This window comes from Enterobacter cloacae complex sp. 394F7 (genome assembly GCF_057320385.1).
Genome location: NZ_JBXWCS010000003.1, coordinates 168616 through 182918, shown reverse-complemented (window position 1 = coordinate 182918; position 14303 = coordinate 168616). Strand labels below are relative to the sequence as shown.

The following is a 14303-nucleotide window of genomic DNA, read 5'->3' as shown; positions in this document are numbered from 1 at the left end:
AGGGATGTTTTGGCCTCAGGGATGAGGCCCGTCATACGCTCAGGCCAGGAACGAAGGATGACAAGGACAGGAACACTACTGCTGTTAACCCTTGCGATGGCTTCCCAGGCATTCGCCCATACGGTGGTGATTGACGGCGGCAAAGTACACCTCCGGGGTGAACTGGTGAACGGTGGCTGCGCCGTGGCGCCAGACAGCCAGAATATGCGCATCGATATGGGGCAGTACCGAACCAACTCATTTTCCGGGGTGGGCAGTTTTTCCACCGTAAATGTGCCTTTTACCGTGCGGCTGCTGGATTGCAGCGTGGATGTCTCACGCACCGTCGGGATCCAGTTCCAGGGCATCACGCCCGCGGAAGACCCGCAGGTTTTTCTGGCAACATCGCGCCCCGGTGAAACACCCATCAGCAGCGGGGTGGGGCTGGCTCTCTTTGACGAACAGCAGCGTCAGATAATCCCCAACGCCACGGCGGTCAGCTGGCTGCCCATTGATACCCGCGAGCTTGCGTTTCATTTTAGCGCCCGATATCGGGCTATTTCCGAACACCTTGTGCCAGGCAATATTCAGTCGGATGTCTGGTTTACGTTGATTTATCCATAACACCTGCGAACACATTATTAAAGGTACGGTTTTGATGAATACCCTAATTAAACCAGGACTGATTTTATCGTTTATTTTAATGATGGTTTCTGCAAGCGCGAATGCGTCCGGCGGTATTGCACTTGGAGCCACGCGCGTTATTTATCCGGCAGATGCTAAACAAACTTCACTGGCGATCACCAACAGTAACAAGCAAGAACGCTATTTAATTAACGCGTGGATCGAAAACGCAAACGGGCAAAAAGAAAAAACCTTTGCCGTCACGCCACCGTTGTTTGTCAGCGAGCCGGACAGCGAAAACACGCTGCGCATTATTTACGCCGGGCCTGCGTTGCCTGCCGATCGTGAATCGCTGTTTTACATGAACGTGAAAGCGATCCCGTCAGTGAACAAAGCCAAAACCGAAAACAACAACGTGCTGCAACTGGCCATCCTGTCGCGTATCAAGCTGTTTGTGCGCCCGAATAACCTGGCAATGCAGCCGGAAGAGGCGCTCTCTCAGCTGCGCTTTGAGCGCGTTGGCTCGCATCTGAAGATCAGCAACGCCTCACCGTATTACATCACGCTGGTCAATCTGAAGCTGGGCGGACAGACGCTGGATAACATCATGATTGCGCCAAAAAATTCGGCACAGCAGGCGCTGCCGGCTGGTGCGGGTGGTACGCTCTCCTGGCAGAGCGTCAATGACTACGGTGCCATTACTCCGGCGCGTAGCGTCAACCTGTGAGCAGAGTCAGGGCGATGAATAATCATCAATGGCGTTACTGCCCGGTTGCACTGGCGCTGATGGCAACGCTCTGGCCGCAGTCGGGCTGGAGCGAAAGCTACTTTAACCCGGCCTTTTTGTCCGACGATACCGCCAGCGTGGCGGATTTATCGCGTTTTGAACAAGGTCACCAGCAGGCACCCGGCGTGTATCGCGTGGATATCTGGCGTAACGATGAGTTTATCGCGACCCAGGACGTGCGCTTTGAGCAGGCCGACGATACGCCACCGGTGGCGGGCGGACTGGCGCCGTGCATCACACGTAAAATGCTGGAACGGTTTGGCGTTAACCTCGCCGCGTTTCCCGAGCTGGTAAAGGTGCAGGACGACACCTGTGTCCCGCTGGCGACAGCGATCCCCGGCAGCCTGGTCGCATTTAATTTCGCCTCGCAGCGTCTGAATATCAGCCTGCCGCAGGTGGCGATGCAGAACAGCGCCCGTGGCTATATCCCGCCTGAACAGTGGGATGAAGGGATCCCCGCCGCGCTGTTGAACTACAGCTTTACCGGCAACCGGGGAAGCGAGGACGACAGCTACTATCTGAACCTGCAGAGCGGGCTGAACTATGGCGCCTGGCGTTTACGCAATAACGGCGCCTGGCGTTATACGCAAAACAACGGCCAGCGGCACAGTAACTGGCAGAACATTGGCACCTGGGCGCAGCGCACCGTCATTCCGCTCAAAAGCGAGCTGGTGCTGGGCGACAGCAATACCGGCAATGATGTCTTTGACAGCGTCGGTTTCCGCGGCGGGCGGCTTTTCTCGTCCGACAGCATGTACCCGGACAGCCTGCAGGGCTACGCGCCAACCGTGCGCGGTATCGCCCGTACCCCGGCCAAAGTGGTTGTTCGCCAGAACGGCTATGTTATCTACCAGAGCTATGTCCAGCCTGGCGCGTTTGCCATTACCGATCTGAACCCTACCTCTTCAAGCGGCGATCTGGAAGTGACCGTAGAAGAGAAGGACGGCAGCCAGCAACGCTATACCGTGCCGTACTCCACCGTGCCGCTGTTGCAGCGTGAAGGTCGCTGGAAGTATGACCTCGTGGCCGGGGATTACCGCAGCGGTAACAGCGATCAGGACACGCCGTTCTTCACCCAGGGCACGCTGATTACCGGTCTGGCCAATGGTTACACGCTCTACGGCGGTACGCAGCTGGCGTCGCGCTATACCGCGGTGGCCATTGGCGCCGGGAAAAACCTCGGTGACTGGGGGGCTGTGTCGGTCGATATCACCCATGCCCGCAGCCAGCTGGCGGACGACAGCCGCCATGAGGGCCAGTCCCTGCGTTTCCTGTATGCAAAATCACTCAACGGATTCGGCACCAACTTCCAGCTGCTGGGCTATCGCTACTCCACTAAAGGGTTTTACACCCTGGATGATGTGGCCTGGCGTTCGATGGAAGGCTATCAGTATGCCGACAGCAAGGATGATGACGGCGTGCCGGACGTGCAGAGCTATCACAACCTGACGTGGAATAAAAAAGGGCGCTTCCAGCTCAATATCTCTCAGTCGCTGGGTGATTACGGCTCAGTCTATGTCTCCGGCAGCGAGCAGACCTACTGGGGCACCAGCCAGTCTAACCTCTGGTATCAGCTCGGCTATGCCGGAGGTGTAAAAGGGATCAACTACTCCCTGTCATGGTCGTGGAACAAGTCCGTCGGGATAGAGGGCTCGGACCGGATCGCGTCCTTTAACGTCTCGGTGCCGTTCAGCCTCTTTACCCGTCAGGGATATCGCCGGGACAGCGCCATCGATCGCGCTTACGCCACGGCCTCAGCCAGCCGCAACAGCGACGGTGATACCAGCTGGCAAACCGGGGTCAGCGGCACCCTGCTGGAAGATCGCAACCTGAACTACAGCGTTACGCAGGGGCACACCAGCACCAACGGCTCAAGCGGTAGCGCCAGCGCAAACTGGCAGGCGACCTACGGCACGCTGGGGGTGGGCTACAACTACGCGCGCGATCAGCACGATCTCAACTGGCAGCTCTCCGGTGGGGTGGTGGGCCATGCCGACGGCGTCACCTTCAGCCAGCCGCTGGGCGACACTAACGTTCTGATCAAAGCGCCGGGAGCCTCGGGCGTCAGCGTGGAAAACCAGACCGGGGTGAAAACCGACTGGCGAGGCTACGCGGTCATGCCGTATGCCACCGTCTACCGTTATAACCGCGTGGCGCTGGATACCAACTCCATGAATAACAACACCGACATCGAAAATAACGTCAGCAGCGTAGTACCGACCAAAGGTGCGCTGGTGCGCGCCAGCTTCGATACCCGTATCGGCGTGCGTGCCCTGCTGACCGTGACCCGCGGCAACCAGCCTGTGCCGTTTGGTGCCGTGGTCCGTGAAACCCAGAGCGGGGTCACCAGTATGGTGGGCGATGACGGGCAGATTTACCTGAGCGGGCTGCCGCTGGAAGGGGAGCTGCTTATTCAGTGGGGCAATGGGATGCAGTCCCAGTGTCGTGCGCACTATCGTTTATCGCCTGAAAGCCAAAACCAGGCCATTACCATGGCGGGGGCAAGCTGTGACCGTTAACAGGAACCCAAAGATGCGCAGTTTACGCAATGTGTTTAGCTTAGCGCTGCTCTGCAGCACGATGCCCGCGTGGGCGACGGTTTGCCAGAACGCCACGGGCGTGCCGAAGGATATCTCATACGATCTTTCAAACGTCTTTAACAGTTCCAATAACAAACCGGGGCAGATTGTGACCCTTGCGCAAAAATCCGGGCTGGTGGGCGTGAACGCCATTTGCCCTAAAGGAACAACCGGAAAGTCCACGATGCGTAGTTATGTCACCAGCCTGCCGATAACGACGGTAATTGATGGCTATAAGTATGTGAAGCTGAATGACTACCTTGATGGCGCAATGCAGATCCACGATGACTACGCGGGCACTTTCTATCCACCGTCAGACTACATTCAGATGGGGCAGCACCCTAACGTTCCGAACAACAAAGCGTTTCCTGTCACCGATTCGAAGCTGGTCTTTCGTCTGCGGGTCACACGGCGGTTTATCAACATGGTGGTGATCCCCCAGCAGACCATGTTCACCGTCTATGTCACCACCACGTCATCCGATCCGCTGAATACGCCGGTCTATACCATCAGCTACAGCGGCACCATTCAGGTACCACAAAGCTGTGCGATTAACGCCGGGCAGGTGGTGGAGTTTGATTTTGGTGATATTGGCGCGTCGTTGTTCAGCCAGGCGGGGGCCGGCAATCGTCCTCAGAACGTCTCACCACAAAGCAAAACCATTGCCATTAAGTGCACTAATGTGGAGGCCAATGCGTATCTGACGATGCGCATCGAGGCGGAAAAAATCTCGGGCAATGCGCTGGTTTCCGATAACCCGGATTTAGGGTTTGTCGTGGCGAACGATAGCGGTACGCCTCTGACGCCTAATAACCTGAACAGCAAAATTCCGTTCCGTCTGGATGACAGCGCGCAGGCGCAGGTGGGGATCCGGGTCTGGCCGGTGAGCATTACGGGGAATAAGCCAGCAGAAGGCCGGTTCACCTCTCGCGGCTATCTGCGCGTGGATTACGATTAAGGGGAAGAGATGGGGAACTGGAAATGGCCTTTCGCTGCGCTGGCCCTGACGATGTGTCAGGCAAACGCGTGGTCAGCCACAGCGCTGGGCGAGATCAATATTCAGATGTACGGCAATATCGTTGATTTTACCTGCGTGGCAGAGGGCAGCGACAGCGACAAGACCGTCACGCTGGGCACCTGGCCGACGAAGCAGCTCAGCACCACGGGGAGCCGCACGCAGCCCATGCCCTTCACGCTGAAGCTGACAGGCTGTCCGCCAGGTTCGGCATCAATTACGTTTTCCGGGAAAACTGACGGGAGTGACAGCGGATTGCTGGCGTTGAATGACGCCAGTACGGCGAATAACGTCGCGGTGGAGATCAGGGATGCGGATAAAACGCGTCTGGCGTTACAGCAGGCCAGCCAGCCGGTGGCGGTAGATGCGCAGGGTAATGCCGTGCTGTCTTTCTATGCTAATTATATTGCCACAGCGGATAACCCCCGACCCGGACGCGCCGATGCGGATGCCACATTTATGATTAATTATAATTAGCGCTGACCGCACTCCCTGCAACTCAGATAAACTGCAGGGAGTGAATTCAGTTTATAGCAGCTCGTGTGCCTTGGCGTAATCAATTAATTCCACAATGCTTTGCACACCGAGCTTGGAATAAATATTGGATTTGTGCGCGCTAATGGTTTTGTTGCTTAATAGCAGCTGTTCGGCAATTTCCTTATTCGATAAGCCATTCGCCAGATACCGCAGTACGGTGACTTCACGGTTCGATAATGGCATATCAGATGCCATCCCTTTCCCTGAGCCCAGATGATTAATAAAGTTCAACGTTTCCGACGGGAAAAAAGAATAGCCCATCAGAATCATTTCCACGGCGTTGTAGATCTCACCTAAATCTTTTCGTTTACTGACAAACCCATTTGCCCCGGCGCGGATGGCGCGGCCCGCGTAAAAGGACTCCGATTTGGAAGAGAGGAACAGGACCTTGATGTCTTTGTTTAAGTTTCTGATTCTTTTCAATAAAGCGAAGCCATCGGTGCCCGTAAGTTCAATGTCCAGGATCACCAGATCGATGGCGTGATTGCGGATACAGTCGAGAACTTCATGGCTGTCGCCAGACTTCAGTTTGACTGTGATATTTTTATTTTTCTGTAGCAGGACTTCTATCGACATTCTGACGATAGGATGTTCGTCCATAATGATAACGGATGCCGGTTTCATTTTTTATGCCTCAGATTGTTAAAAGCGTTATGCTGAGTTTGGTTCAAACTCTCGAAATGCCGGAAGGATAAATTTGCAGATCCTTATAGGGTGGTATTTCCCTGGAAAGAGCGAAAGCATCCTTGTTAACGTAGTGGTAATGTCATTGCCTCAGCGCGGTCATCTCATTTGGCTGGTGGCGGCAAAAAGGTTTTTCTTATTCATAATTGGTACGCGTCTTATTATACCGTGTAAGTTTTCTCCGAAAAGCCTGCAGATTAATTCATGATTATTGATTTGTATTATCTTCTGGATCCGAATGGCTATTTTTTTAAATTTAGCGGAAATGTCCTGTTATTCCATTTACCGCATCTTTTCATCTTTATGTAATAACAAAAAATAACAGATACCACTATATGTTGCAAAATTGTTAATGAAATAGCGGGGCAGTAAAACGTCTCACCTGCTGCTGAAGTGGCGTGAATTTGCACAGATAGCGCGTCTCATCCTCATCCCGATACCTCTCCCCGATATCAGAAAAATACTATGCCGGAAGAGCAAAATCTTCTGCGGCCTTCGCTTTAAGCGCCAAGGGCGTGCAACCAAATTGCTTGTTTTTACATCATTATCATCCTGTTAACGGAACCATCAATCCCTTAACGCATGGATGAAAGTGCTGCGCTTTACTTATTCTTTAATATTTCACGTGGTTCAGAGTCAGAAATTAGGAATAGTTGTAATTTCGAGATTTATGTTAACAGTTAACATAAAATTAACATTTTCAGTAAGTAACTTCCTAAAGATCTTTAGGAAATAAGGGGTTAGGTTAAGAGTAAAACGGGCAGTCGGAGAGATTATTGAGAAGATGCAGCAGTTCCTGGCGATGGCTAAGCCCGAGCTTCACCAGAATGCAGCTCAGGCGATAGATAATGCGGCTGTAGGGGCGATTCTGCAGCAGGGCGATCTGACGTAGTGACTTCCCCCGCGACAGCTCCTGTAAAATGGGCCACTCGCCACGAGAGAACCACTCTTTACTGGAGCCCTGTGGAGGGCTAATGTCCATCAGGCTGTGCTGGAGTGCCGCCGCCGTTGACTGGCGTTCAAGGACATGAAACGGCCCCGCCGCTTTACAGAACAGACGGGTGTCGTAATTATCCGCCCTGACCAACAGATACGGCGTGAGAAAGGGCGGATACAGACTGTGTCTTCTCAACTGATCCAGCTTTTCCATAAGCGCCGTGGTGCGGCTTTCAATATCTACCACCAGACGGGCTGCAGGCCACTGATTCAGCGCCTGAAAAGCTTCGTCCAGCGTCGGGTAGTCGCTACAGCTGCTCAGGGGAAACTGGCCGTTCAGAAAACCGGTGCGCAGGAAATGATCTTCCGTGACCAGAATAATAAAGGGCGCGTCCGTTTTGCGATGTTGGTGGATGGACTGGCTCAAAAATTCGAGCCGGTCGAAAAAGGGGGGAGCAAAAGGCGAGTGCGTAAATCCCAGTGCATCACTTCCTGTACGCCGCCGCCGGTAACGGCGCACTGTCATTCGCATGGCTTCCCTCCTGGAAATGGCTTTTTATTCCTCCGGCCATGTCCAGGACGGCCAGTAGTACCCCTGGCCGAGTCCTGCTCCTGCCTGTCGTGCCCGGCTATGATCCTTTTCAGTCTCAATACCTTCAATAAGCACGTTGTCGGCAAGCTGAAAGCAACGTGTCACCAGTTGCCCGAGCGCAGGGGGGGCGCGTAAACGCCAGAATGCTTCCTTGTCGATTTTTATGCCGGTTAACGGCAGCCGGTAGGACAAAAACGGTTGGACGATCGCTTCATCAATATCATCCAGCCAGATACCGTGGCCTTGTCTTCTGAGCTGAAGCAGGCGCTGGTGAACGTCCTGCCGTTTTGTGTCAGACAGCGCCAGAAAGCGTGCCGGGTCGACAATTTCTATATTCAGCGGTGCGGCAGGCAGCCGGAGAAGCCGCTGAAAGGCGTCCGGCTGCGTTAATACGGTTATCGGCAGATTGACGTAAAGATTATGACAGTGCGGGGTATTTTTTAGCGCGACAAGTTGCGCTTCAAGCAGCGTAAGTGACCACTCCGCAGACCGATCGTTGAAAAATGCTTCGCTTTGCTCTCTTGCTGACAGAATGCTCAGCACTTCCACCCCAACCTGGCGCTGCGAGGAGAGGGCGACGATAGGCTCAAGTTTGATGCCCGCAATGTCCTGAGAGAGGTGCTGTAAGCCGGGGGACGTATCGATCAGGTTTTGCGCTGTCACTCCATTGTCCTGTTGTCTGTCAGCCTCCAGGCGGCCGGGATACCTCACACTAGTGTGACGAGCTGACGCTCAGGAAAACAGCAGGCGTTACTTAAATGCAGCTAAGCCTTTTCGCAGCGCTAAATTCTACGAAAGAAAGGCCGGGAATGTTGAAAAAACAGCCATATTTACAATCAGCTAGCCCTAATCGGGGGTGAAAACGGAAAAGGCATTGACTCACCTGCCATTGACCGTATAATTCTTCGCGTTTCACCACCGCGAAGTTCACTCTTCTCAGTGCGCCCTTAGCTCAGTTGGATAGAGCAACGGCCTTCTAAGCCGTAGGTCGTAGGTTCGAATCCTACAGGGCGTGCCATTTAAAAACAGGCGCTTACGCCAGTTTCAAACCAGTCTGATTTTCTCCTTGTGTCGTATTTGTGTCATGGTTGCCAAAAATGGCATCTATTTTCCGTGCGTGTTCGCTTAATTGGTTCGATGCCAGGTGAGCATATCGACGGACCATTTCGATAGACTCCCATCCTCCAGTTTCCTGCAGAACGGACAGCGGTACGCCGAAGTCGAAACGGCCGGGGCTGGATAAGAAGATGAAGTTATTGCGGCCAGGTGACACTGTCATTGTCTGGAAGCAGGATCGGCTTGGACGCTCACGCATACACCTCATCGATTTACTGCGCTAATTCGGGCTAATAATATTGAATTTGTCTCAATCACCGAAGGAATAAGGATCAGTACTTCAATCGGCCGATTCGCATACACAATGCTAAGTACTGCGGCTGAGATGGAAAGAGAAAATATAATTGAAAGAACGAGAGCAGTTTTAGCCATGGCAGGGCAAAGGGGATAATAGGTGGGAGGCGTCCGAAGCTGACTCAGGAGCAATGGGCGCATGTATGGCGACTAATAGCGAATGGCGTGGACAGGAAGCAAGTAGCGATAATTTATGATGTGGCTGTGTGTACTTTGTATAAAAAATTTCCCGTTCTGACTGTCGCAACTGCTGATACATAAAGAGCTATTGATTGTCGTCTGAACGAATGTATTATTATTGAAAAGTATTTGTGACATGGAGGTCGAATGTATAACCATAACCGTGACAAAAATCGGTTTGAGCATAAAGTGCGAGAAATTGAGCTTCTTACAGAGCAAATTTCCGCAAAACATTTATTTTATGGTACTTCTGGTCTGTTTTTTGAGATTCAACAGCTCGTGGGTCATTTGAAAAGAGAGATCGAATCCCACTGCCTTACCTTTCTCGGAGGGACTCAAATCCTTGACGAACAGATACGACATCTCCGCGAACAGGATGATCTGCTTACCTTTAACCGAGCAAAAATGTTTATAGTTGTCGAGAAAAATCAGGCAACAACAACGACTATAGCTCTCAAGCAGATTGGCTTTGTTGCAGGCGGAGCACAAGTTTATGGTGGGGCTAGTTTATGCGTTGGATCGCTTGGGTTAGCTTGTGCTGCATACGGGGCTCCGATGATTGCTCATGGGTTAAATAATGTATACGAAAACGGGTACTATCTTCTTTTCCGTGAAGAACAATCAGGAACCGTGAGAGAAGCGTACAGATTTGCTGCAACAAAGCTGGGTTATGGTAATAATCAAGCAGATTTAATTTACGGTGTAATTGATCTTTCTTTATCAGCATACGGTGCAGGTAGAAAAGTTCTGGCTTCCAGAGAAAAGTCATGGAGTTTGTTTCACAATATCCAATCTGATTATATCAGAGGCTGGCAAGAGGCATCTAAAACCGCAATTACACTTGATGCGACCAGTAGTAGCATTACAGGTTGGCAGATGTACCAGATAGCTAAAGAGAACTGATTATGTCACAAGATTTAGAATTTTCGCTTTATCCACCGATCTGGCCTGCTGTGGTCTATTTCATTGTGTCTATTGTGGTTTTTTTCTTGCTTTATTTGGGGAAGTTAAAAGTTAACAGGCTTCATAAATATCCATTGTTTATTGCTTATATGGTATTTGTAATCGCTATTGCATCCATTCAGATAAACATTTTTGCAAATGGATACGATTTTGTAAGAGGATTTTTGCATATTGATTTTGATCCCTATCGATATGACTCGGTATATTGGGGATCCTTGTTTTTCTCCATGCTTTACTTGCTGGCGACGCCCAGAAACAATTTTTAGCATTTCACGCGGTAGTTCAACGTGCCGGCTTTGGTGGCCGAGAAACCACTTATAAGCAGTAGTGGGCTGCCCAGTGTGGTTAAGGTTGCAGCCCGCGATCACGTGTGCGTCGTGCTATGGCGATCATTTTCTTTGGAAAACGCTTGAGGTAACAGGCTAAAAAAAACTTCAACAAAATGATCAGATTACAGCTGATTTTTTCACACCTGTAATTCCATCTAATAAGAAAGGCCATATCTCTGTGACTTCTTTCATCACGCAGATGCCTCTTTCGTCATCCGAAGAAGCAATAATCCGGGTCTGCACGCACAAGCTCAAGTGCATCCGTCAGCGAAAGCTCAGTACTGTATAGATGCCATTTCAAATCTTTGCGCATCCAGTAGAGTTTCCATCTGTCCTGTGAGCGGACGTATCTGATTCTGACGTTTGGAAGAATGTGCGTTTCACCTGGTTCACCTCGCCATACAGGTCGTAACTGACCAATATCTACAGTCTGGTCGCTGATGCTGTAGACGATATCCAGCTTAGAACGGATATGGACTGGTGGTCGGATGCTTTCAACAAATTGCTTCACTTCCTTTTTGATGGCGTTGAACTCAATGTCATTGAATGCCATGCATCCTCCTGTTCAATATTTACTGTTTGGTTGGCAGCCTGACGCTCATCAAGCCAGCGCTCAACCTCTTCAGCGTTCCAGGCACAGCGCCCATCTGTAATGTACCAACGCTTCGGAAATCCTCCATTCTTTTCCAGCCTGTAGATAGTGCTCAGTGACAAAGGCACTATAGTCAGAAGCTCTTTCTTCCCAACCGCTAGTTTCATTTTTTCCTCCTCAGTTGTACCAATTTCGCTATTTGGAACAACCAGAACAACGTTTTCTGAATATATATGCGTATTTTTGTTTGCGAGTTGCCCCGCCATAAACTATGCCATCGTATAAAATTTTGTTGGCGTAATGCTGTAATTGATTACGGATTCCCGTGATGATTCCTGGCGCAGTATCCATGCAGACGAATATGGGGGCTTTAGGGGGATGTAGGATTATTGAATGTGATAATTCAATTCATTTTCAATGAGTTGATTTTTAATATTCAATCCTACAGGGTAATCCAGCCCACTCTTCCCCAAACCGACCAACCGCTACCGATCCTTCACTCTGTGCCTGCTTTTAACCGTCTGATTTGCGTGGTTAATTCCAGATGTGTATCATTCTGAACCCGGCCCTGTAGCCTGTCGGTCAGAACGTTTGTTCCGCCATCGACCGGTCATTGGCGTAGTTCCAGTCAGGGCCACCATACCGCCACTAGCTCATCGGGAAGAGCGAAAACCAGGATGTTGTAGTACGGGGTTCGAGGCTCCGGTGGCGGACCAACGCCGACTTAGCTCAGTAGGTAGAGCAACTGACGTGTAATCCGTAGGTCACCCGTTCTATACCGGTAGTCGGCACCCTATTTATGGCTTCCCCGCGGGATGCCTCCGGCACGACATTCGTTTCACTGTTGTACATGCCAATCATGAAGGACATTTATGTGGTATCTACTCGCAACTTCGCTTGCCGCACTTTCCCTGAATAAAAGCCTGGCTTACCTGATGCTGGGGTTAACGGCATTTCTCGGCTGGAAACAGAGCATTCTTGACGCCCCGGCGCTGCTGGTGATTGCATTAATCGTTATTGGCTGGTCTGTTGTTGAATGGCTACGTAATAAAAATAATAAATATACTTATCTGGTCGAGGGCCTGTGCGTGGTCATCGCCGTTGCCCTGGTTTTGCATGCGATCCCTGGCTTCCATAACCCGAAGGTACTGGACGCTGTCGTTGTTGGTCCGCAAAGCATGCCGTTCAGTATGTACTTTAATATGGACAAGGCAGTGGTGCCGTTCTTTTTAATTACGTGCATGCCAACGTTATTCGTAGCAAAACCCCTTTATAAAGCTGGCAAGGTCGGCTGGGGAATATTGGTATTGGCGATACCCGCGCTGTTACTTCTGGCTGTTGCGTTGGGCGGGCTGAGAATTGAGCCGCATGCGCCAGAATGGTTTGCTCAATTTGCCCTTGCGAATATTTTCTTCGTCTCTTTGGCCGAGGAAGCCTTGTTCAGAGGCTATCTGCAGCAGCGCTTGTCCCGGGTTGTGCATCCTGTTGTAGCGCTATTGATTGCCTCACTCATTTTTGGGCTAATGCATTATAGCGGCGGTTTACTGCTGATTATTTTTGCCAGCCTCTCCGGTATTATTTACGGCCTGGCGTGGATGTGGAGCGGCAGGCTCTGGGTTGCAACGTTCTTCCATTTTGGGCTGAACTGCGTGCATTTATTGTTCTTCACCTATCCGATGTACGCCCCTCACGCGTCTGTGTGATGCTTTTTAAAATAGTGGCCTTATAAATTTGGCTGCCTCCGGATAAGCATAAAAAGCCCCGAAGCATCGGGGCTTTTTTTATATATGCCGCGGGCATGAATAACACATTTACCTTCGCGTCAGAATAAATAGAAGGCTAATGAATTTCATTGTTGGCAGGCTTAAGGTTTTCTTAATCTAAAAATTATCTCGCATTAAAATTTGGGTTTTTATCATTCTAAAATCTGCTAAAAACGAATTTTACACTTTTACGTCTAAACTCGATTGATAGTAATTATCATTAGCGTTGTTGTATGCTTTAATCCTGTCCCACACAGCCCTTTGTTGTTTATCACGTTGGTCTATTAAGGATATGTTCATGAATTCTCGCCTGCTGTCATGCTTCTCGCTTGCCCTGTTATCTTCATCACTTTTCCTTTCAACTCAATCGTTTGCCGCTGATAACAACGAAGGTATCGTTGTTTATAACGCGCAGCATGAAAATCTGGTGAAGTCGTGGGTAGACGGTTTTACCAAAGAAACGGGTATTAAGGTCACGCTGCGTAATGGCGATGACAGCGAGCTGGGCAACCAGCTGGTGCAGGAAGGCAGCGCATCGCCTGCGGATGTATTTTTAACTGAGAACTCGCCGTCAATGGTGCTGGTTGATAACGCCAAACTGTTTGCACCATTAGATGCAGAGACATTAAAGCAGGTACCGGCGGAGTATCGTCCGGCACACGGCCGCTGGATCGGGATCGCCGCTCGCAGCACGGTGTTTGTCTATAACCCGGAAAAACTGAGCGAGCAGCAGCTGCCAAAATCGCTGATGGATCTGGCTAAACCCGAGTGGAAAGGCCGCTGGGCTGCCTCTCCGTCAGGAGCCGATTTCCAGGCGATCGTCAGCGCAATGCTGGCTCTGAAAGGCGAGCAGGCCACCCTTGAGTGGCTCAAAGCGATGAAAGCCAATTTCGTTGCCTATAAAGGCAACAGCACCGTGATGAAAGCCGTTAACGCCGGTCAGATTGATGGCGGGGTGATTTATCACTACTACCGTTTTGTCGATCAGTCCAAAACGGGTGAAAACAGCAAAAACACTAAGCTCTACTACTTCAAACACCAGGATCCGGGCGCCTTTGTTAGCCTCTCCGGCGGCGGCGTGCTGGCGTCCAGCAAACACAAAGCGCAGGCACAGGCCTTCATTAAATACATCACCGGCAAAGAAGGGCAGGAGAGCCTGCGCACCAATAACGCCTTTGAATATGCGGTGGGCGTGAACGCGGCCTCTAACCCGAAACTGGTGCCGCTGAACGATCTGGATGCACCGAAAGTGGAACCTTCCACGCTTAACAGTAAAAAAGTCATCGAGCTGATGACGCAAGCTGGCCTGCTGTGATCCTGAGAGTAAAGTGAA

13 protein-coding genes, 2 tRNA genes and 2 pseudogenes are annotated in these 14303 nt (G+C 51.0%); 11 read left to right on the top strand and 6 right to left on the bottom strand.

All coding sequences use genetic code 11. The features are described from left to right. The first annotated feature begins 57 nt into the window (after positions 1-57). From fimI to sfmF, 5 genes are read left to right on the top strand one after another with little or no spacing between them, the layout of a single operon-like run. Entirely contained in the window at positions 58-603 is a 546-nt protein-coding gene (gene fimI / locus AC2FAK_RS05715; RefSeq protein WP_013095931.1) for a type 1 fimbrial protein subunit FimI, read from the top strand. Between the two features lie 34 nt (positions 604-637). After that, on the top strand, positions 638-1330 hold the full coding sequence (gene fimC / locus AC2FAK_RS05710; protein ID WP_013095932.1) for a type 1 fimbria chaperone FimC: 693 nt from the start codon (positions 638-640) through the stop codon (positions 1328-1330). 14 nt (positions 1331-1344) lie between these two features. Continuing rightward, the gene (locus AC2FAK_RS05705; protein ID WP_095454683.1) at positions 1345-3909 is read left to right on the top strand and encodes a fimbrial biogenesis usher protein; all 2565 of its coding nucleotides are present in this window, start codon (positions 1345-1347) and stop codon (positions 3907-3909) included. Positions 3910-3922: 13 nt separating this feature from the next. After that, positions 3923-4927, top strand: a complete 1005-nt coding sequence (gene fimH / locus AC2FAK_RS05700) for a type 1 fimbria D-mannose specific adhesin FimH (protein ID WP_020685033.1) — start codon at positions 3923-3925, stop codon at positions 4925-4927. A gap of 9 nt (positions 4928-4936) precedes the next feature. Next, a complete protein-coding gene (gene sfmF / locus AC2FAK_RS05695) occupies positions 4937-5461 on the top strand; it encodes a fimbria assembly protein (RefSeq protein WP_013095935.1) in 525 nt (174 codons plus the stop codon). Between the two features lie 51 nt (positions 5462-5512). On the opposite strand, the gene fimZ is transcribed toward sfmF, so the two are convergent. From fimZ to AC2FAK_RS05680, 3 genes are all read right to left on the bottom strand, one after another. Then, positions 5513-6145, bottom strand: a complete 633-nt coding sequence (gene fimZ, locus AC2FAK_RS05690) for a fimbria biosynthesis transcriptional regulator FimZ (protein WP_013095936.1) — start codon at positions 6143-6145, stop codon at positions 5513-5515. An 805-nt stretch (positions 6146-6950) separates the two neighbouring features. Further along, positions 6951-7673 carry a helix-turn-helix transcriptional regulator gene (locus AC2FAK_RS05685; protein WP_023622262.1) on the bottom strand — a complete coding sequence of 241 codons (723 nt, stop codon included), beginning with the start codon at positions 7671-7673 and terminating at the stop codon, positions 6951-6953. Between the two features lie 24 nt (positions 7674-7697). Further along, entirely contained in the window at positions 7698-8396 is a 699-nt protein-coding gene (locus AC2FAK_RS05680) for an EAL domain-containing protein (protein ID WP_095454682.1), read from the bottom strand. A 278-nt stretch (positions 8397-8674) separates the two neighbouring features. On the opposite strand from AC2FAK_RS05680, the gene AC2FAK_RS05675 reads away from it, so the two are divergent. Further along, positions 8675-8751: transfer RNA gene (locus AC2FAK_RS05675), tRNA-Arg, on the top strand. 15 nt (positions 8752-8766) lie between these two features. On the opposite strand, the pseudogene AC2FAK_RS05670 reads toward AC2FAK_RS05675, so the two are convergent. Continuing rightward, positions 8767-8949, bottom strand: a pseudogene (locus tag AC2FAK_RS05670) (integrase); the annotation flags it as partial. Between the two features lies 1 nt (position 8950). On the opposite strand from AC2FAK_RS05670, the pseudogene AC2FAK_RS05665 reads away from it, so the two are divergent. Both AC2FAK_RS05665 and AC2FAK_RS05660 read left to right on the top strand, forming a co-directional pair. Next, positions 8951-9404 (top strand): annotated as a pseudogene (locus AC2FAK_RS05665) (recombinase family protein); the annotation flags it as partial. A gap of 66 nt (positions 9405-9470) precedes the next feature. Continuing rightward, entirely contained in the window at positions 9471-10226 is a 756-nt protein-coding gene (locus tag AC2FAK_RS05660; protein ID WP_028027969.1) for a DUF4225 domain-containing protein, read from the top strand. 600 nt (positions 10227-10826) lie between these two features. On the opposite strand, the gene AC2FAK_RS05655 is transcribed toward AC2FAK_RS05660, so the two are convergent. Together AC2FAK_RS05655 and AC2FAK_RS05650 are read right to left on the bottom strand one after the other, a co-directional pair. Then, positions 10827-11168, bottom strand: a complete 342-nt coding sequence (locus tag AC2FAK_RS05655) for a DUF3024 domain-containing protein (RefSeq protein WP_023620426.1) — start codon at positions 11166-11168, stop codon at positions 10827-10829. Beyond that, on the bottom strand, positions 11123-11374 hold the full coding sequence (locus AC2FAK_RS05650) for a helix-turn-helix transcriptional regulator (protein ID WP_023620425.1): 252 nt from the start codon (positions 11372-11374) through the stop codon (positions 11123-11125). Before AC2FAK_RS05650 ends, AC2FAK_RS05655 begins: the two co-directional genes overlap by 46 nt. A 551-nt stretch (positions 11375-11925) precedes the next feature. Between AC2FAK_RS05650 and AC2FAK_RS05645 the strand changes: the two genes are divergently transcribed. The 3 genes from AC2FAK_RS05645 (at position 11926) to AC2FAK_RS05635 (ending at position 14285) form a co-directional block, all read left to right on the top strand. Then, positions 11926-11998: transfer RNA gene (locus AC2FAK_RS05645), tRNA-Thr, on the top strand. Positions 11999-12079: 81 nt separating this feature from the next. Beyond that, on the top strand, positions 12080-12910 hold the full coding sequence (locus AC2FAK_RS05640; RefSeq protein ID WP_038418833.1) for a CPBP family intramembrane glutamic endopeptidase: 831 nt from the start codon (positions 12080-12082) through the stop codon (positions 12908-12910). 358 nt (positions 12911-13268) lie between these two features. Next, positions 13269-14285, top strand: a complete 1017-nt coding sequence (locus AC2FAK_RS05635; RefSeq protein ID WP_095454681.1) for an iron ABC transporter substrate-binding protein — start codon at positions 13269-13271, stop codon at positions 14283-14285. The last annotated feature ends 18 nt before the right edge of the window (positions 14286-14303 follow it).